This is a genomic window from Enterococcus sp. AZ177 (genome assembly GCF_050544585.1).
GTDB lineage: Bacteria > Bacillota > Bacilli > Lactobacillales > Enterococcaceae > Enterococcus_L > Enterococcus_L plantarum.
The window spans coordinates 2,787,024-2,807,770 of the sequence record NZ_CP172944.1; the positions used below are offsets into that span (position 1 = coordinate 2,787,024).

At 34.1% G+C, this 20,747-nt stretch carries 13 protein-coding genes and 1 pseudogene; 5 read left to right on the forward strand and 9 right to left on the reverse strand.

Features of this window, described 5'->3' with window-relative positions; translation table 11 throughout:
• The first annotated feature begins 310 nt into the window (after positions 1 to 310).
• On the forward strand, positions 311 to 787 hold the full coding sequence (locus IGJ34_RS13755; RefSeq protein ID WP_430597669.1) for a hypothetical protein: 477 nt from the start codon (positions 311 to 313) through the stop codon (positions 785 to 787).
• Between the two features lie 217 nt (positions 788 to 1,004).
• Here the strand turns inward: IGJ34_RS13755 and IGJ34_RS13760 are convergent, their stop codons facing one another.
• Positions 1,005 to 1,394 (reverse strand): hypothetical protein, encoded by a 390-nt coding sequence (locus tag IGJ34_RS13760; protein ID WP_430597670.1) that lies wholly within the window; start codon positions 1,392 to 1,394, stop codon positions 1,005 to 1,007.
• Between the two features lie 335 nt (positions 1,395 to 1,729).
• Positions 1,730 to 2,308, reverse strand: a complete 579-nt coding sequence (locus IGJ34_RS13765) for a histidine phosphatase family protein (RefSeq protein WP_206849288.1) — start codon at positions 2,306 to 2,308, stop codon at positions 1,730 to 1,732.
• 1,510 nt (positions 2,309 to 3,818) lie between these two features.
• Here IGJ34_RS13765 and IGJ34_RS13770 point away from each other — a divergent pair.
• A complete protein-coding gene (locus tag IGJ34_RS13770) occupies positions 3,819 to 4,163 on the forward strand; it encodes a potassium channel family protein (protein ID WP_069655060.1) in 345 nt (114 codons plus the stop codon).
• A gap of 409 nt (positions 4,164 to 4,572) precedes the next feature.
• Here the strand turns inward: IGJ34_RS13770 and IGJ34_RS13775 are convergent, their stop codons facing one another.
• Positions 4,573 to 5,241: a hypothetical protein gene (locus tag IGJ34_RS13775; protein WP_069655059.1), complete on the reverse strand. Its 669-nt coding sequence runs from the start codon at positions 5,239 to 5,241 to the stop codon at positions 4,573 to 4,575.
• 1,358 nt (positions 5,242 to 6,599) lie between these two features.
• Entirely contained in the window at positions 6,600 to 7,427 is an 828-nt protein-coding gene (locus tag IGJ34_RS13780) for a class I SAM-dependent methyltransferase (protein WP_206837788.1), read from the reverse strand.
• A gap of 449 nt (positions 7,428 to 7,876) precedes the next feature.
• Between IGJ34_RS13780 and IGJ34_RS13785 the strand changes: the two genes are divergently transcribed.
• Positions 7,877 to 9,043 carry an ISL3 family transposase gene (locus IGJ34_RS13785; protein WP_430597671.1) on the forward strand — a complete coding sequence of 389 codons (1,167 nt, stop codon included), beginning with the start codon at positions 7,877 to 7,879 and terminating at the stop codon, positions 9,041 to 9,043.
• Between the two features lie 130 nt (positions 9,044 to 9,173).
• Here IGJ34_RS13785 and IGJ34_RS13790 read toward each other — a convergent pair whose 3' ends face one another.
• Positions 9,174 to 12,425 carry an Ig-like domain-containing protein gene (locus IGJ34_RS13790; protein ID WP_430597672.1) on the reverse strand — a complete coding sequence of 1,084 codons (3,252 nt, stop codon included), beginning with the start codon at positions 12,423 to 12,425 and terminating at the stop codon, positions 9,174 to 9,176.
• A 681-nt stretch (positions 12,426 to 13,106) separates the two neighbouring features.
• On the opposite strand from IGJ34_RS13790, the gene IGJ34_RS13795 reads away from it, so the two are divergent.
• Positions 13,107 to 13,637, forward strand: coding sequence for a helix-turn-helix domain-containing protein (locus IGJ34_RS13795; protein WP_111246974.1), 531 nt, complete (start codon positions 13,107 to 13,109; stop codon positions 13,635 to 13,637).
• A pseudogene (locus IGJ34_RS13800) lies at positions 13,625 to 14,473 on the forward strand (IS3 family transposase); the annotation flags it as partial. The gene IGJ34_RS13795 and the pseudogene IGJ34_RS13800, both read left to right, overlap by 13 nt.
• A gap of 510 nt (positions 14,474 to 14,983) precedes the next feature.
• Here IGJ34_RS13800 and IGJ34_RS13805 read toward each other — a convergent pair.
• The 4 genes from IGJ34_RS13805 to IGJ34_RS13820 form a co-directional block, all read right to left on the reverse strand.
• Positions 14,984 to 15,976, reverse strand: coding sequence for a phosphatidylinositol-specific phospholipase C (locus IGJ34_RS13805; RefSeq protein WP_205634368.1), 993 nt, complete (start codon positions 15,974 to 15,976; stop codon positions 14,984 to 14,986).
• A 471-nt stretch (positions 15,977 to 16,447) separates the two neighbouring features.
• Entirely contained in the window at positions 16,448 to 17,989 is a 1,542-nt protein-coding gene (locus tag IGJ34_RS13810; protein WP_430597673.1) for an ABC-F family ATP-binding cassette domain-containing protein, read from the reverse strand.
• 720 nt (positions 17,990 to 18,709) lie between these two features.
• Positions 18,710 to 20,137, reverse strand: coding sequence for a helix-turn-helix domain-containing protein (locus IGJ34_RS13815; RefSeq protein WP_069655053.1), 1,428 nt, complete (start codon positions 20,135 to 20,137; stop codon positions 18,710 to 18,712).
• Positions 20,138 to 20,743 carry a bacterial Ig-like domain-containing protein gene (locus IGJ34_RS13820; protein WP_111247554.1) on the reverse strand — a complete coding sequence of 202 codons (606 nt, stop codon included), beginning with the start codon at positions 20,741 to 20,743 and terminating at the stop codon, positions 20,138 to 20,140.
• Positions 20,744 to 20,747 lie beyond the last annotated feature (4 nt).

The window sequence follows — 20,747 nt, forward strand, 5'->3', positions numbered from 1 at the left end:
CAAATCTAAATGTCACCTTTATGTTTATAAATAGGCATCAATTTAATAACATACTTTCCCGTATAATTTTTTTTCGTTCTCTGCAAATATAACCTATCCAAAACGGATCTTACGCTTATATAACTTTTTGCAGACTGATTTAACTCCACTTGAATCCCTCTACCTTAAAGACATTCTGTTAAAAGAACAGACTGTTCTAAATGCAAGTTAGGAAAAAATAGAATCTGAAATAATCTAATTTTATATGGTATTAAGAATGTTATAAATGGTATAATAACAAATGGTTTTAAAATTAAGGAGGATGTTAGTTATGAAAGAAAGTTTAAAGGTTGCAAAAAAAGAAATGAAAGACAAAGTTAGGCCATACCAAATATATGGATACTATTTGGCCCTTCCAACCATTATTATCGCTGTATTTATTTTGTCTTTTTTAGGAATGGATCTAAACTCAGTCGGCACGATTATCTTTGTGTTTACGGTTTTAGCGCATATTGGTGCAAGTAAATTAACACTTGTTTCCAAAAGAAAATATGTGGCCCCAATAATCATGTATGTAGCAGATGCAATTGGTTTTTGTATTGGTCTTTTAATGATTTCTGAAATATATAGCGGGGGAACAGGAGATGTGTCTTTGGGCCTAATGGGCTTGATTGTCTTCCCTCTTGAAATTGTAGCAATTATTTTCTTTTTTATTACTGCGAACGATATAAAAAAAGCTTATCCAACGATGAAAGAAGAGTCAAAAGAGGCTCGTGACGTATACTTAGCCTTAAAAAAGAATAGCTAAAATTTTTTAACTAGATGTACCTTATATAAAAAATGATCTTGAGTTCTAGAGCAACTCAAGATCATTTTTTGCAAGGAGTCCATTTATTTCCGTTCAAATTTCACTATTTTTCAAAGGGCCTTTGACGTGAATGATGCTTTTCTTATACGTCGTAGTCAGTGAAGGAAGCAGTCTAACTACCAATCCATTTACAGCTTAAAACTCTTTTTCCATGCCACTAGTCATTATTAAATCCTTTTAATTTATTGAATAATCGAGATAAAAAATTAAGTTTAAATGAATCAGATATATCTTTCCAATTTTTCATATCAGGAATTTTATTTACTTTCCAATAATCAATAAGTATGTTCAAAACCTCTTCTTGATTATCAGTAATATAAGAATAATGAATAAAATCCTTCTCCCGATTTTCAAAACGAATTTCCACTACAAAATGACTTATTATTTGTATGAATAAACTATCTTTAATTGCTCTATTAGGCTTCAACACTAAAAATTCTACTTCATTCTTGTCTACCTTATCTAAACAATTTTTTATAAGTTTTGCTGTAATATCTTCATTACGATATATTCTATCCCCTGTGTCCAACTGAAATTGGATACCCATATCTTTTACTCCTTATGTTAAGCTAGTCAAGACTGAACTGTCCAAAGCCTATCACCCAAAACGGCGACCCTCCCGAACAATTCTTATTTAAAGTACTTAATAAATCAACGATATAAATGACTTTCTTTGTTCATATTTTTCGCTATTGCATTGTCTTATTCAATCATACCAAACAACTCCATCTATTACTCTCCTTAGAACGTTTTAAATGCTTAAACTAAGTCAATAGCACCTAATGCTATTCCTAAACCAAGGTTATCAAAAATTACACCTAAGCAAATTCTCATAGTTATAGAATCTTTTTTTCTCCTAACCAATCCTGTTACACTATTCTACTAATCTTGACTGATTGATTCTTTAAATTCAAATAGTCCATCTGAATACTCAAATTTTAAAATACAACAGTTGGTAAATTGAATTGTTTTAATCTGATCTTGAGATAACCATTTCTGAATAAATCGATACATAGAACCACCGTGACTAACACATAAAACATTTTGATGGCCTTCTTTTTCCATCACCTCGATAAGAGCGGTATTCATTCTCTTTTGTACTTGTTCACTGGATTCTCCACCGTAATCTACAAAAAAATCTCCATACGAGGTCTCTCCTGCTTTAATTTTAGGATTTAATTGTTCGCTTTCACTCTCAAACAAACCGAAGTTCCATTCTTTGACACCTTTTAATCGTATAATACTTTTATAGTCACATACAATTTCTGCGGTATCAACGGCTCTTTCCTGTGTAGATGAATATGCATAATCAAACGTTATACCATGAGCTATAAAATAGTCCCTAGAAATCTGAGCTTGCTCTATTCCTTTTTCAGTTAAAGGTGAATCACATGCTCCTTGAATTTTACCCAGCACATTAAATAGTGTTTGTCCGTGTCTCATTAAATACAATGTTTTCATACTCTTTACACCTATCCTTCATTTTAAATTTTACATTTCTTTACTTCTATTATTAGTCTATTTTAGGAGCTACGATTCTTATCACTTAGTTAATCATTCTTCATACTTACTTCTTACTTTTTTAGGCTTGATTTAAGGTTTAAACGGTATTCTGTATATAGATAAACAAAAGAGATGATCATTGCTTTTGAAACAATTAGATACCTCAGATTCGTTTATATGTTCTACAAAGAAAGTAAGAAACTTGTCCCAAACTTTTGAGTGAAAGAGGCTCATTTGCCTCTTTCCTTAATCTTAATTCATGTGGGTGAACGTGGTGTTTAACTCCTAGAGTCTAAACGGTTGTTTGTTCTCTATCATCGAGGTGTAGGTTCGAATCCTACCGTCCACGTTGTGCTTTGGCACTTGAAATAAAATAAATACTTTAGAAAGGAATGATTTTATGAAAAAAACATTCGTTATACTTGCTGCTATCGCTATTCCAATTATGGTTAAACAATACCGTAAACACTCTTTATTAGTCTAGCCATGAATGTTAGTTTGTCTATACATTTTTCTTTTCCAATTATAGACACGCTCTAAATTAATAATGAAAATGATGATTTTTATTCATATTTTATTCATTAATCTAAGGTACTATTTGCTTATACCAAACAAACACCCTAACAAAACACTTTTTCATTTTTCAACTCCTTTTCCTACCTTCACCTAAAGGTAGGTCTTTTTTTTCACAAGCAAGTTCACCATATTTTTTACGAAATCAACGAACATTACACCAAGTACTACACCTAAGCAAATACCTATAGCTATAGAATCAATCTTTTCTCATTCTTCAGTGACTGCCTTATATTTGGGGATTTTCTTTTTCACGTTTTTCTAAAGCTTTAGATGGATTCCACGAGCTGGCTTCTCCTCCTACTGATCTTTTTTTCACCATTAATCTTTTTCTGAAGAATAGATTGCTGATTAAACAGCTCTTCTGTAACTTTTTCGTATTCCTTTTTTATCCCTAATTTGTAAGCCTTGTAACCTGGAGAATCATTCCATGAGCCCATACCACCAAATACTTGCGATTTTGCCAATATCCGTTTGGCTTTTTCTTGATTCGATACATCTAATTCAAAAATATTTAGAGCGGAATTGAACATTCTACAAAAATTATCTTCGTTTCATTTTTTAGTAAATTTATACTTCTATCACATGTAGACTACAATCATTATAACAGTATCACTCTAATAAAATAAGTAATCAGAGTCAATATACCAAGTATTTGCTACGTCTATCGTCCTTAAAACAAATTATACACCGTGTCAATCAACTGTCTAAATGGAGTCTTCTCGTTCTTTCATTACAAAGAACCAACCCAAATTTCTTCTCACATACAAGCAAAATCATCTTCTGTAGTTCCAATAAAAATATGCGAAAGATAAAAAATTCTTGATTATTTTTATGAATAAAGACTATACTCAATCTTAGGTGTTAAATGATTATTGAGGAGAGGAGAAAATAAATGATTTCTCTTTATTTTATTATTAAAAGACTTTTTAAGGACTTTTTTAAACTCGTAGATGATGATGAGTTCAGAGCGTTATTTGCCTTGACTTTCTTGACATTAATATCTGGCACAATCTTTTATAGTTGGGCAGAGTCACTGTCATTATTTGATGCGCTATATTTAAGTTTTATTACTTTGACAACCATCGGCTATGGGGACATGTATCCTGTAACTGCGATAGGAAAAGCCTTTACAATGCTTTATGTCACGGTTGGTCTAGGAATTATTTCGTTGTTTATATCAAAATTAGCATCTGCAGAAAAAGCGAGAAAAATTAGTAAGCGAAAAGATACTCATTAGTTCAAAATTATTGAGCAAAATAGTCTATGGCTATTTGCTTCGAATTTACACAAAAAGAGCTGGTTTGATTGCCAACTCCTTTTTGACTTTCCATTGTATAACTATGTTGTTTATGTAACTCATCCTCTAATTAGTCCTGACAGGCTTTCGCTTGCTTCAGTAAACGGCATAATACTCTCGCTTTTAAATTTAAATAATCACTCCAAATTCAAAAACCTTATATGATGTATAAATATATCCTACATCATATAAGGTTTTAGGTGAACTGCTTTTACATTTAATCAAGAACTATTTTCTTTCCTTTTGGATCTCATGTAGGCTGCTACTAATCGTTTTTCACAAAAGTTGTACCACTTCTAAAATAGCTCTCTCTTCCGCTCTTTGATTGCTAAATAAAAAATGAATACTGTTAATTTACAGGTCTAAACTCTAAATTTTTTCTTGTAGTTCTATATACAAAATTTAAGCCAGCAGGATCTGTAGGAATTTTATTACCTAACAATTGACTTCTATTCATGTATAACCATAGTTTATTTTGTTTACCTGTTCTAGCTATTAAATTTGTGCTATATACCGCTATATTTCCATAATAAACATCCGCTTCATACTTACCAAATCCAATTTGACCTTTTCCATCTACATTATTCCCTGCAATAAACAAATTATCTCCAGATTGTTTTAAAATCATATCATTATATATGCCCCCCGTAAAGTAGTTTCTAGATGCCCACTCACGTTCGTTTCCCCAGTTACCGTTCGTTGACTTTACTTTAACAGTGTCTCCTTCGCGTACTATTTCTCCGTTAGGTTTTCCCGTTATTACTTGAGCTGTTCCGACTGCACTAGAATTATTAGAAAAAAGTAAATTATCATAACTAAGATGAGGTTCAAAGGTTAATCCACCTCTTTTTATATTTGTATCTCCTATATGCCAAACATAGTACTCTTTTCCGTAAATTAGAGGATTTCCATTTGAATCACATATCTCTCCATTTACTGTATCTGCAAATGCGTCTTTAGTTCCCGTAAAAACAAATAAAAAAATCAAAATACAAAGAATAAAGTTTCTCTTTTTCATAAAATTATCTCTCCAATACTTATTAATAATAGTATATTAACAAATTCAATATTTATATTTTAGAATATTATAAAAATCTCATTGTAATTTAAATAGTATGTATTAAGATGGATTTTATAATGAATTTAGCCATTTGGTAACTGTCATAGCAACATTTTATGTATTATTGAGGTTCCCTATACCAATCGTTTTGATACAGACTACCTTGCTTTTATAAAGAGCTAATGATTAATTTTATAAAACAAATATGAATATAAAGAAAATAGTATCAAGAATGACGTCAACCCTAGAATATAACCGAATATACCATCAATATTTTCAAATAGCATTTCTTTAATTAGCAATGATGTTATAAAAGTAGCAGTAAGTATTGATAACTTAATAAAATTTGAACTTTCATTATAAAAATTGTTAATAAGCTTATAATAGTTTCGAAATATTCTCATATTGCTCTCCTTAAAATGTTTTATTCTTGATCTTTTTTGGGATAGTTACGGCACCAATTCTCAGTAATAATATTATGTATATCATCGTTTGATTTATTAGGTTGCATATCATTAAAGTTAACTTCTATCTCTTTTACCTTCTTTAGGGAAGAATGACTTGATTTTGTGGTATAATTTTTAAACCTAAGAACACTTCGCTAGTTTATTTGTGTCGTTACTTTTATTTTAGCAAAGGTGTTCTTATTTTTGTACAAAAAAATAATCTAGATGGGCGTGGGACAAAAGTAAAATCACTTTTGTTTCACACCCCATATACGAATAAACGGCGGGAGCAGAAGCAATCACTACGCTTCGCTTCGATCACATCAAATTCTAAGTGCTAAAGCACTAAGATTTGAAGGCTTCGGAAATAAGCTGAAATTCACAAAAATTTGAGAAACAATTTTCGTGAATTCCTTCTTATTGCTGTAAAACACAACGAAGTATGAGTTGATGTTGCACAGTACCTACGTGGTTCTCGAGATTAAACGCTTCTGTCCCAGCCTCATCTAGATTTTTCGTTAGGACTTATGTCCCAAGCTCTTTTAGTGCTTTTAAAATCAAACAATAGTCCTACATCAATTGTAGTCTAAAATTGATTTACATTCAAAATTAGCATTGAAAACTACTAGATTCAGCTACAGGTAGATTCAAATTTGACTATACTCTATTTTCACAAAAGTCTGTAACGTTTTTCCAGCTAAATCGTAATTATCCTAAGCTTTATAAGTCCTACCTTGAACAAAAGTTTAGTAGTTTAAATAAGTAGCATTTATTTTAGTTTTCAATAACAACACTAGTTAATTCCTTCTAAGCTCCCCTCTTCTCGTAACTATCAAGCATTCTTTGTGTTCTTCTCCACTCCTAATCTTTCTATCTTTTTTTGAGATTCGTTGCAACAACAAAGTACATTAAATTTTCCATCATAACACATGTATGTTTAGGATATAATTCTTGTTCCACTTTCTCATATTCTAAAATTTCACATACTCTATACTTTAAACTATCCTTAAGAAAATGTGTCATTTCTCGTTTATCAAAGAAACCTTTCCATTGGTTCCCACTGTTTTTCAATATATCTAGCACTTTATTGATCGTGTTAAAATTTGGGTGTTCTCTATCTTCAATAACTTCATTGTTTATCAGATCAACTGTCACACCAACTAAATTCATTTGATTTCGAAAAAAACTTAGAACTTTGAATACTTGTGAAGGATTTAAGTAATATGTTCCGCCCTCCCAAATAATAAAGGTTCTTTTAGTCGTATCCAAGCCTTGTGCCTTTAATTTTTCCATTACATTTTCTATATGATTTATATCCCCTTCTATTAATGATACCTTTGTTTTATATCCCGATTGACTATGAATCCATTCTATATCTTTTTTAGCAATATCAATTCCATAACTATCTTTGTCGGCAAGGCATTCTAACTTATCATACTTAGTATCTAGTCCAATACCTAACACCACTAATTGCTCGAAATATTTGGAATAGTTATTCAAAATAGTTTCAAAATATAAACTCCTTACCTCAACTCCTCTTGTAAACATGCCACCATTTGCTTCATTAATGTTGTTAGTTAAATTGGCAGCTTCTTCTTTTACATTTAGGGAATACAGCATTTTTTCAGATAATTCATCTCCTAAAAAATTACTTCTAATATAGGGAATAGCTAACATTGTTTTATTGAAATTTGTCATTTTTTCCAACTCCTTTTTGATTCCTCGATCTATCTTCTTTTCTTTCCCGATTTAAACAGGCTCTCAATTTATACAATCTATTTTAAATCAACTGTTTTTAAGTACAAAATTAACAACAACATGATACTCCTTCAATAGATTATAGCGAATAAATTGGCCATAATCACTTTATAGGGTTCGAAATACATTACTAAATCCAATAAACACATTTACTATACTTTAAAATTTGTAAGAACATGAAAATAGAAATTTTTCTGTTTAACGGCTTGATTAAGGTAACGTAAAAAAATCAGAATGAAAGAGTTATGTCTCTATAATATATTGTGTTGGTGGAAATCAAAAAAGATTTTCTACCAGCACTTTTTTGAGCATTTAAATACAAAAAAGGAACAACTAACTGATAAAATGAAATCGACAAAAACCACAAATCATCAGAAAGGTTGTTCCCTATGGATAAGAATACCAGATTATTGCTCGGACTTACAGACAAAAACCTCCGGTTTGAAGAAAATTGGTTGGAACAAAGACCAGTAAAAGGAGTGCAAGCTCAAGTGATTAAAGCCAAACTGACCTATTCACCTACTCATTGCGAGAAATGTGGGCGCCTCAATCATGGACAAATCATCAAAAATGGCAGTCATACAACAACAGCTCAATTGCCTGTTTTTAATGAGCGCTTCACTCTATTAGAACTAAAACGGACACGTTTTCTTTGTCATGAATGTGGTGCTACTTTCCACGCTCATACAGAGCTGATTGAAGAACATCATCACTTATCTAAACAGCTTCAATACCAAATTATGCTTGACCTGAAAAAGAATGTTTCAAGAAAAATGATTGCTCAAAAACACTTTGTTTCAGACATAACAGTCCTTAGAATGATGGAGAGACTATCAAAAAATTATCGAACAAACTGGAACTTCCTCCCTAAAATTCTATGTATTGATGAATTTAAATCCATGAAATTTTGCCAAGGAAGTATGAGCTTTATTTGTGTGGATGGAGAACGGAATCAGTTGTTAGAAGTGCTGGAAGATAGACGACTATACAAATTGACCGCTCATTTCATGCGCTTTACACGTGAAGCTCGGCTACATGTAGCGTATCTCGTAACCGATATGAACGCTAGTTACCATCAACTTCTTCGAACGGTTTTTCCGAATGCTCAATTAGTGACGGATCGCTTTCATATCGTCCAACAAATGAATCGTACGTTGAACCAACTGCGAATTCAAACGATGAACCGTTTGAAAAGTTCTGAACCAAAACAATACCGTCGTTTAAAACGCTATTGGAAGCTACTATTGAAAGATTCCGATAAATTAGATATAAACTGTCGAGCTTATCAGCCCTTATTTAAACGACCATTAAGTCAACAAGATATTGTCGATGAACTGTTGCACTATGATGATGTCCTACGAACAGGCTATGATACGGTTCAATATTTAAAATATGCTTTTTCTCATCGAGAACATACGCTCTTTTTTGAGTATCTTCAACAGCTAGATAATCAGCTACCACACTGGTTCAAAAAGAAATTACTCTTCTTTAACAAAGTCTTACTTTTCACAACAATAAAAAGCCTGATAAGAATGTTCTATCCTTACCAGACTTAGATTTCTATTCAGTTTTTTGTTCACAAACACAATTTGACGTAGAACCAGAGTTATTCCCCAATCTGGTTTTAATTTGACTACATCATCATTTATTCGAGCTAATTTTTTAAATTAGTATAATCCTTATATATTACTCATTCTTTTTTCTTTTTAAAAAGATACCACCACTAAATAACATCAATAAAATTCCCCATACAGAGACACTTTGATAAATTTCATCACCCATTTTAGGAAGATTTTTAGATGTTATTTTTTTCTCTGGAACATCTCCTGGCGTACCAGTTCCTGTGACCACTTGGTCGCCTGCTGTTGGTTGGTTAATTGTTGGTTTGTGTGAATCTGGCGTTCCTATGTTACCTGTATCTCCTTCGCCGGTTTCACTTTTTGGTAATACCGTTACTGTTGCTGGCGTGCCTACATTTTCTCCTGTACTTGGCGTTGCCGTGATTACTTCGCCTGCTTCTAGTGGACGGTTCGTATCGATCTTGATACTGCCATCTTCTCCTACTGTACCGGTTCCTAATTCAGTTCCTCCTTGATCGGTGATCACTATGGTATCTCCTGGGGTTCCTGTACCAGTTACTACTTGGTCGCCTGCTGTTGGTTGGTTAATTGTTGGTTTGTGTGAATCTGGCGTTCCTATGTTACCTGTGTCTCCTTCGCCGGTTTCACTTTTTGGCAATACCGTTACTGTTGCTGGGGTTCCGATATTTTCACCTGTACTTGGTGTTGCCGTGATCACTTCGCCTGCTTCTAGTGGACGGTTTGTATCGATCTTGATACTGCCATCTTCTCCTACTGTACCGGTTCCTAATTCAGTTCCTCCTTGATCCGTAATCACGATGGTATCTCCTGGGGTTCCTGTACCAGTTACTACTTGGTCGCCAGCCGTTGGTTGGTTAATTGTTGGTTTGTGTGAATCTGGCGTTCCTATGTTACCTGTGTCTCCTTCGCCTGTTTCACTTTTTGGTAATACCGTTACTGTTGCTGGCGTGCCTACATTTTCTCCTGTACTTGGTGTTGCCGTGATCACTTCGCCTGCTTCTAGTGGACGGTTTGTATCGATCTTGATACTGCCATCTTCTCCTACTGTACCGGTTCCTAATTCAGTTCCTCCTTGATCCGTAATCACGATGGTATCTCCTGGGGTTCCTGTACCAGTTACTACTTGGTCGCCAGCCGTTGGTTGGTTAATTGTTGGTTTGTGTGAATCTGGCGTTCCTATGTTACCTGTATCTCCTTCGCCGGTTTCACTTTTTGGCAATACCGTTACTGTTGCTGGCGTGCCTACATTTTCTCCTGTACTTGGCGTTGCCGTGATTACTTCGCCTGCTTCTAGTGGACGGTTCGTATCGATCTTGATACTGCCATCTTCTCCTACTGTACCGGTTCCTAATTCAGTTCCTCCTTGATCGGTGATCACTATGGTATCTCCTGGGGTTCCTGTACCAGTTACTACTTGGTCGCCTGCTGTTGGTTGGTTAATTGTTGGTTTGTGTGAATCTGGCGTTCCTATGTTACCTGTGTCTCCTTCGCCTGTTTCACTTTTTGGTAATACCGTTACTGTTGCTGGCGTGCCTACATTTTCTCCTGTACTTGGTGTTGCCGTGATCACTTCGCCTGCTTCTAGTGGACGGTTTGTATCGATCTTGATACTGCCATCTTCTCCTACTGTACCGGTTCCTAATTCAGTTCCTCCTTGATCCGTAATCACGATGGTATCTCCTGGGGTTCCTGTACCAGTTACTACTTGGTCGCCAGCCGTTGGTTGGTTAATTGTTGGTTTGTGTGAATCTGGCGTTCCTATGTTACCTGTATCTCCTTCGCCGGTTTCACTTTTTGGTAATACCGTTACTGTTGCTGGCGTGCCTACATTTTCTCCTGTACTTGGCGTTGCCGTGATTACTTCGCCTGCTTCTAGTGGACGGTTCGTATCGATCTTGATACTGCCATCTTCTCCTACTGTACCGGTTCCTAATTCAGTTCCTCCTTGATCGGTGATCACTATGGTATCTCCTGGGGTTCCTGTACCAGTTACTACTTGGTCGCCAGCCGTTGGTTGGTTAATTGTTGGTTTGTGTGAATCTGGCGTTCCTATGTTACCTGTGTCTCCTTCGCCGGTTTCACTTTTTGGTAATACCGTTACTGTTGCTGGGGTTCCCACTTTATCTCCTATGCTAGGAGTCACTGTGATTATTTCCCCTTTTTCTAACGGACGATTCGTAGCAATTTTGATACTGCCATCTTCTCCAACAGTACCCATTCCTAACTCAGTACCTCCTTGATCGGTGATAACAATCGTATCTCCTGGTTGACCCGTTCCAGATATTTCTTGCTCACCTTCAGTAGCTGGTGAAATGGTTGGTGTTTCCGGCGTAGCAGCTATTCGCTCAACTTGTATCGCATTAATTTTATCAATCCACTCTTGTGCTTTGGTAGAAATGGCTGTTCCTTCTGAAGCAAATACTTCTGCTTTAGCTTGAGTAAGATAATCTGCCACTTTTTGATTTGCTTCTTCCTTTCCACCTGGAACAGCATCTGTGATTGCATTAATTTCAGTTGTTTTATTTGCAACTGTTGTATTTAATTCACCAAACCATGTATTCTGGTCTTTTTTATCTGATGACATCGCATCTAAGACAGCTCCATCTGGAAAATCGGGTGAAACAATAGTGTTACTTTCAGGATACAATAAATTGGCTTCGTAACTATTTGCTAATTCATTGGCCTTGGAAACATAAGCCTCATTCGTTTTGATTTTATAGTTGTCATCAAAGTTATTTAACGAATTAATCTGTCTTTGAAGTCGCCTGATAGCTATTTCCATCTCTCGAATTACATCACTAGTCCCAATAGAAGTCTTAAAGGTAGTCCCATCTGTATAAGTAAATATTATAGGATTACGAACATAGCTATCTTGTGCTTGACTTGTAGGGTTCACAGTTAAGGGCGGTTGACTCGTTAGAATTGTATAACTGTCTGATGAAGAATCTTGAACAGGTGATGTAAAGGAACTAAGCGTTTTTTGTCCAGAGCCATTACTAAACGTCACTGATCTAATTGTTTTCCCTAGACTATTAGGAACTCTAATTTCCATACTTACACCAATAGTACCACCACTTATAATTATTGGATTTCCATTATAATAATAATAACTTGGCGTATACTGGCTACTTGCTTCATCAGCATATGCAAGAATACTATGTCCATTAGCGAAGTAATCCATCATAATATTCACACCAAAAATGGTTGTGACGGCATACGAAAATACCCATATTTTTTTTACTTTTCTCATTTTAAATCGATTAACCTTTTTTATGGGTCTTTTTTTCAATATTTCTTTCATACATTCAATTTGATAAATTCTCTGTTTTCTATCCAAAATAAATGCCTCCAATTATGTGTATATACTATTCAAAAAAAAAAATCTTTTCTAATTAGGATGTTTGATACTCTATACCACTTTTATATATAATTCAAATAAAAAGATAGAGAAACGTAATTTTGTTTTAAAAAACATTAATTTATTTAAGAATTTTTAAATATATAAGAGACTAGCGGATAAAAGTACATATTTCAATGGTAAATTCAGGAGTGAAGTAGTAAATACAATAAATAGTCAAACTAACCACAATCATTTCAAATAGAAAACCAAAAAAATTGCAAACTTTACCATCCATTCTACGTTTGAAGGCATTTTATATAAAAACACAAAATAATGGACTACTTATATCGATGATACTATTATTTTTAATAATATTAAAAAAATAACTAATTTAAAGATTATTCGTTTGAAGTTTCCAGAAAAAATTTCAAGTGGAAAAATACGTAATTTTTCATAAGTAATAATGACTTAGTCTTCCTTTTTCTTTTGGTTTTCCTATATGTCACAGCGATTAAGTCGGTAGCACTAGTGGCGTTGGCCCGCGCCAATTTTGCTCCCTATGCTTCATGGCATTACGTTTTATTTCATGGTGGCTTTTCGAGTCATAGAGTCTGGGACATAATGATGTGACCCCCGAAAGTTGTACGTGAAAAATACAATTTTTGGAGGTTATTTTTTATGAGTTATTATGAGGTAGAATTCAAATTAAAGCTAGTGAAAGAGTACCTAGAAGGCCCGCTGGGCGGACGAGCCTTGGCCAAAAAATACGGACTCCCATCAAATGCCTTAATTTACAATTGGAAACACTCCTATCAATTATTTGGGAAAGAAGGGCTCAAAAGACACCGTTCACTGACAAAATATACTAGTGAATTTAAGCGAGATGTATTACACTTTATAGAAACGACAGGTGCTTCTTTCGGTGAAGCAGCAAGACAATTCAAGCTGCCTAATGGGTCGATGATTTCTCGTTGGCAAAGGAAATACATCGCTGGTGGTCAAACGGCTCTGTCTAATCAAAAAGGGAGACCCAAAAAAAGGATGAATAAACCAACAAAAAAACAGCAAGAAACAAGCAAACTATCTCGTGAAAAGGAATTAGAGCGTGAGAATGAACGTTTGCGAATCGAGGTCGAGTATTTAAAAAAGCTACGGACTTTCCAACAAACTATTATGGCGAAGCGAAAAGACGAGTTCAAACCAGAATAGCCATAGAACTTATTGGAAAGTATCGTCAAGATCATGTATTACAAGCGATTAAGCTACCGCGTTCTACCTTCAATTACTGGAAAAAACAGATAATGAGCGAAGAAAAAATGACTCACATAGAGAAATTGATTCAAATAATTTTTGAAGAGAATGATCGCAATTATGGCTATCGTCGAATCAAACTGGCTTTAGTGAATATGGGCTATCAAATCAATCATAAGAAAATCCGACGAATTATGAAGAAATATAACTTAGTATGTATAAGCTTTACTCGTCGTTCAAGAAGGTATCGATCTTACAAAGGTTTAGTGGGAACCTTGGCAAAGAACAAGGTGAATCGTCGCTTTTTTAGCACGATGCCAAAACAAAAAATCTTTACAGATATTTCAGAATTTCACTATACTGAACGAAATTCCGAAGGAATTAAACTAAAAAGAAAAGCCTATCTCAGTCCTTTTCTTGATGGTTTTAATGGAGAAATCATTGCCTATCAATTTCAGCAAAAACCAACGTTGGATTGTGTATTGATTCCTTTAAAAACAGCCATTAAAGAAAGTAAAAAGACCAACTTTCGAACAACAATCCATTCCGATCAAGGGTGGCATTACCAAAATCAACAGTATGTTAGACAATTGAAGCAAGCAAAGTTATACCAGAGTATGTCACGAAAAGGAAATTGTTTGGACAATGCATTAATGGAAAATTTCTTTGGTCTAATGAAACAAGAAATGTATTATGCCCGTAGTTTTTCTAGCTTTGAGGAATTAAACCGAGCAGTTACAAATTATATTGATTATTACAATCATCATCGGATAAAAGCAAAATTGACTGGTTAATCTACATACAATTTTTAGGGCGCACATCATGTTTAATCCCGAGAAATAAGAAGGAATTTACGAAAATTGTTTTTCAAATTTTTGTGAATTTCAGCTTATTTCCGAAGCCTTCAAATCTTAGTGCTTTAGCACTTAGAATTTGATGTGATCGAAGCGAAGCGTAGTGATTGCTTCTGCTCCCACTATTTATTCGCATCTGGGGTGTGAAACAAAAGTGATTTTTACTTTTGTCCCACACCCTAAAAATTTTCTTCATTTATCGTCTTTTTGAAATGCTTTTCTATTTCTTCGATGACTACTTGGGATTCAGTAGATTCTTCTTTTTCAAGTTATTCTAAAACTTTTAAGCAGATTTTATTTTCCCGATTTTTTCTCTTGCTTTATCCCCCATTACTGATGAATATAACATGCTAAAGCAGACTTACAATAATGTAAACTCTACTAAATAAATAAAGCGAACCCCTTAGTAATAATTACCCAACTTATTCTCCATTAAAAGTTTTTTTAGTTTTATTTCGTGAATCTATTATTCGTTTTAATGACAGACTCATACAACCTTGGTCCCCATTCTTTTCCTGCATAATCCATAATAACCCAACCAGCTCTTTGTGAACTATTTGAGTTTATATATTGTGCCGTAGAAGGATTTAAATAACCTGCGTAGTAATATGGGCTACTCCACATTGTTCCGCCACTACTTAAACTGACAAAGTTGATAAAATAACTACCATCATCGGCATTATTATTTGTATAACGAAGGAACTCTTCAATTGCCTCTTTTTTAGGGTAATAGCTCACATTATATTGATCTTGAACATTTATAGCCCGACTGCCTATCCACTTGCTAAAAGTCTTATTGTCATCCCATCTTATATACGGTATACCAGAAAAATCTATCCTACCAGACATCCTGTTCATCAATACAATTTTGCCTCTTACATCTTCTAATTTAGGGTACAAAGAATTTCCTTTGTAAAAGTTATTGTCGTAATAAGTATCTCTGAATATTTCTTCTACACTTTTTGTAACACCTGGCATGGCTTCATACTCCGTTTTCAAAGACATTATAATCGTTTCAGATGGATTATTTTTTAAAAACGTATTAGCACTATTTATAAACTCCCATAGTGATGCATACAGAAATATACTTCCGTGATGAAGGACTAGCTGATCATTTTTTACTGCTCGAACACGGATATCAAAAAACCTGACGCCATAACTGAACTGATCTTCGAAATCTCGATCTTGGGTCATTCCCCAGACTTGCTTGATAGGGTCTCTTAATTTGAACGTCCCGCTATCATGACTTCCAGGTATGGAAAGACGCGATATTTCAGTATCATCCCGTATTGCATTCATCCATTGTGAGTGATTACCCAAGCTAGCTGCTTCTGAGTCATTGACTTTAAATAGCAGGATTAATAATAAAGAAAATAGCACAATTCCTAGTTTTTTCACACTAATCCCTCCAAAATAATATTCTTTCTTTTTTAGCTCTGTCATTTTACGCTCTCCTTTAATAAATATGTACTGGTTCACTATCGGTTGTAACCTAATGCTTTAATTCTTGCCTTCAGTTCCGAAGCTCTTTCTTTCCCAGTTGTAACCTCTACGATCGTTTCTAGCGATTGTTTTGCCAATGAGAAGAATCCCATTATTTAAGCTACTTTTTTCGAATAAATTTGAGTTTTTATTTATTCGCTCTATCCATAAATACTCCTTTCTCCAAATTGTTAAACATAGCATACCGTATTGTGACACAGTACACAATACTAATATCGTAATTTAGTAAGAAAAAGAAAAGCCCAATCTATTTACGTTGCTGTAGATTGGGCTTTTCTCTATGTCATCACTACTATACGACTTAACCTTCGTTCTATTGATTTCGATAAATTGTAGGATGAACTTCATCGAATACTTGATTCCGTGTTTCTACAACTCATTGAAACGTTATACCAGAATGTTTTACATGATTTATTGCTTCACAAGGTGTTTATCCGCAACTGTATAGATATGATCACCTATAGTTGAATAAAACTCTTCGTCATTTGAAATCAATACGACACTGCCTCTAAAAGCCTTTATGGCCTCTTGCAGCGCTTTTCTTGACTCTACATCTAAGTGATTGGTTGGCTCGTCTAAAATCAGAAAATTACTTGGTTGCATGGTTAAATCACATAATTTCACTTTTGATTGTTCCCCACCGCTTAACATAAAAATATTTTTAGATGCAATTTCTCGTTTCACCCCACACTTCGCTAACTCTCGACGAACATCTTCATACGTAAGTTTCGTGTATTTATTGGCTAATGCTTCAATCGGTGTCCATTCAGTATTTTCCCACTCGATATCTTGTGAGTGATAACCTGTAACAACTTGAGGGGAAAATTGTACTTTTCCAGAAATCGCCGGTACCATTGCTAAAAGTGTTTTTACCAGTGTAGATTTTCCTAACCCATCTTGACCCGTAATTACTATTTTTTCGCCTTTTTTCACTTGTAAATCACGTACAGTAAGTAAGGGGGCTTTATAGCCTACTGTTAGTTCATCGATCGTTAACGCATTCGGTGAGCTTTGAGGCATTAATTTAAAGGAAAAGTTAGATTCCACTTTTTTCTCTGGTTCTTTCAAACGATCCATTTTTTCCAAATGTTTTCTTCTGCCTTGCGCCATTTTCGTTTTGATCCCTGCAATATTTTTTTGAATAAACGCTTCTGTTTCTTTGATTTTACGTTGTTGCGCTTCAAACTGACTTTGGTAAGCCTCTGTTAAATGAGCTTTTTGTTTTAAAAAGTCAGTATAATTACTATGGTATTTCTTGATCGAACCAAAATCGATATCACAGATACACGTTGCAATGTTACTTAAAAATTCTGTATCATGGGAAACAATAATAAAGGCATTTTCAAAAGCATTTAAATACTCTGTCAACCATTCAATATGTTCTTGGTCCAAATAGTTAGTCGGCTCATCTAAAATCAAGACAGACGGTTTTTCTAATAGTAACTTTGCCAAAATGACTTTGATTTGATCTCCACGGTTTAAAGCTGCTAATGGTTGATCTGCATCGCTTATCCCAAGTCCTGTAATGGCTTTGTTAATATCGTTTTCAACTTGGTAAAAACCTTTCAGTTCCAAATTTTCTTGGTAAGTAGCTGCTCTTGTCAATAATTGGTCATCGCCCGTTTCTCCATAGGTTTCATAGAGTTTCAACGTTTCTTTTTCCGTAGCAAATAATTCTTGATAGGCTGATTTTAAAAATTCATTGATGGTTAGCGATTGATCCATATCCACGTATTGGTCTAAATACCCTAATGTAGCCACTGGATTCCACGATATCGATCCTGCATCTGGTAATACTGTGCCTAAGAGCATTTTTAGTAATGTACTTTTTCCTGCACCATTTTTACCAACAATTCCCATATGTTCGTTGCTTCTTAAAGTAAATGAGCTGTTCTCATAAAGCTGTTTATCTGGTACTGCATACGTTAATTCTTTGACTTGTAATAATTCCATTTTATTTTTCCTCTTTCATTTGGTTTCATAGATTTTTACTAAAGAACATACAAAAAAGACCCATAGACAAAATGTCTAGGGCCTTATAATCTATATATTCTTCAGTAAATAGGTAGACTAAATACATAGCAAACTTGTGCTATTTTTTAGTATACGACATTTACTGATGAATAAGAAAAGCTCATAAGCTTTCCGATTAAGCTCCACACAACACTTCATCAAAAATAAGTTGTAGGGAGCTAAGAGTTGAAATAAATAATACGTACATTTGAAACACCTTCCTCAGAGGTACTCTACCATTTTGAAGAAATTTAGTCAACTTTCAATTTAATTTGAGTAATTATATTGAGTAAATGACTCCATTCCACAACATGGATTACTATACTTTTTGCAAACAATCCAAAAGAGACACGTATTACTCAAATCTCTTATTTCTCGTCTATTTGAATTTTTTTTATTTCAAAACTGTAATAAACGAATGCTCTTTATCGATGTTGTTTTTTTCTTGATTATCGTATTATTACGTTATAACTAAAGGAGGTTTACAATGAATCAAGAAAAAAAGACCAAAAAATTTAAAAAACATGGCAATTTATACGCTTGGGTCACAACGATTATCTCGGAAATCGTAGATCGAATAATCTTCTAGATTTCATTTATATAGAAAAAAGGCATGAGAAAAAGCTTAATAGGCTTGCTCTCATGCCTTTATTATTGATCTTAGATTCTTTTTTTATTCAACTGCCGCTCTCTATTGATCCACACAATCTCCTCACCAAAATTACGCCAATCGCTTGCTCTTGGGGGCGCTAGCCAGATTAGAGTTCGTGCTGAAAAAGTTGTTTTAGAATGATAATCAGAGACGATTAAATCTGTATCTGGACGTAAGACTGGTTGAAAATTTATGCTAAAAGAATCAAAAATTTGAATTTGTTCTTTGATAAATTGATTATATGTTTCGCCTTGGGTGAAGTTCACATGGATATTTATCGGATGTTTCTCATTTTCCTGATCGTATTGTTGAGAAAGTACAAGTAATAAATTGAAAAAAAGAGATTTTTTACTATGTTTAAATGCTTCTTTATCTAGTTGATACATAAATGAATGGCAGACTTCAAATATGACTGGATAACGCTCATGGAAAAAATCTAAGTCTATCACACGTAGTGTAAGATCAATCAAAGGGGTAATAAATTGGTGCTGATAAATCGTCCTAGTTACATTAAGCCAACATTCTGGTTTTGTTAGTGTTAGCTGTGGATATAGACGAATTTGTCGCTCTAATTGCTGCTTATACTGTTCAACCGACTGATTTTCAAGGTCGCAAAATTCACTTCTGTAAATAGATAACTGGCTAACAATGCCTCTTACTTCGACTTCTTTTTCGCGGTTGGTTCCACTTAACGTCTGCTTGGTCCATTGATCTATTATTTGATATATCACGTTTTTTGTGTCAAAAGTGGCTGAGTGAGTAGGACTAGGCAAAAAATAGTTGTGTTTTCTATTCACTCTTTCTAACATAACAAATAAGTAATGTTTAAACAGATAAAATACCGTAACATCATTGCAATACACTTTAATAGATGCAAGTAACTCACTTACCAATACGTTATCTGATTGATTGTACAACTCATCTGAATCCTTGTAAATTCGATAAAAAAGCATCACAAAATAGTGACGGATCGTCCTTTCATCTCCAACTAGTTGGAATGTTTTGGATAATTTTATATCATATTGCACTAGCTCTTTTCGAATCCTATCAACAATTTTATAGACAACAGTGCGGCTCATTCCATGTTTTTCTCCGTATTTTTTGATCGAAGTAAATTGGTTAAAAAATATCGTTTGTAATAATGTAAATTCTAGTGAATGTTTTAAATAGCTTTCCTCAACAATGCTTGATGATATCTGAGAATCTTGAAATAAGATGATCTCATTACTTTGCTCGATCAATTCCATTTCATCAATCAACTGAAACCTTTTCAAGTCCTCATTTATTTCAATAATGTTCCTTTCTAGAAGGTATTGAGAAATAGTCAATTGCTCACATAAATTATCTTTACGTTCTGAAAATGAATAGTGCTGCTCCAATTTTCGAATAATAGATAGCTTTAAATTCGTTCGATCATCTAATAACAAGAAATCCATTTATACTCTCCTTGTCCCATACAACAGTGTCCCTGACATGAAACTCAACATATTTCCAAAACTCGTGGAATCTGGTAGATCCGCTCCACCGGGTGTATTTAGGTCTCCCTTTGGTTCAGTCGGTTCATTTTGCAACAGTTCATCATTCAACATGATTTTTGTTTGTGCCTCCATCGGAGAATACTGCTTTTTTTCTCTTTTTTTATGTTCGGAACGGATTGAAGGATTGACCGTTACTTTAGCAGTCGCATCGTAATCTTTGTAGGAAAATTTCACAAAATAAAGGCCAGTTTCTTGTGTATTGACGTTATGTTTGATTGTTACTTGGTTTAGTTCAAGTGGCTCGCCATCTCTGTCTTTTAATGAAACAACATTGTCTAAAGGAGACCACTGTTCATTTTGTTTGATGACGATATCTTTCAATAACACTTCCGTTTGATTCTCTTTCACTTCAATTATAGCTGTTTCGACTTTTCCATCTATTTTGTAACTCATTTTATATTTCCCAGGTGTTGTTGCTTTTTCACCATAAAAGGGTTCAAACTGGGTAAAAAGTGCGGATGAAAATAGTAACGCAGTTCCTACAATCAAAGGTTTCTTCTTCATTAGC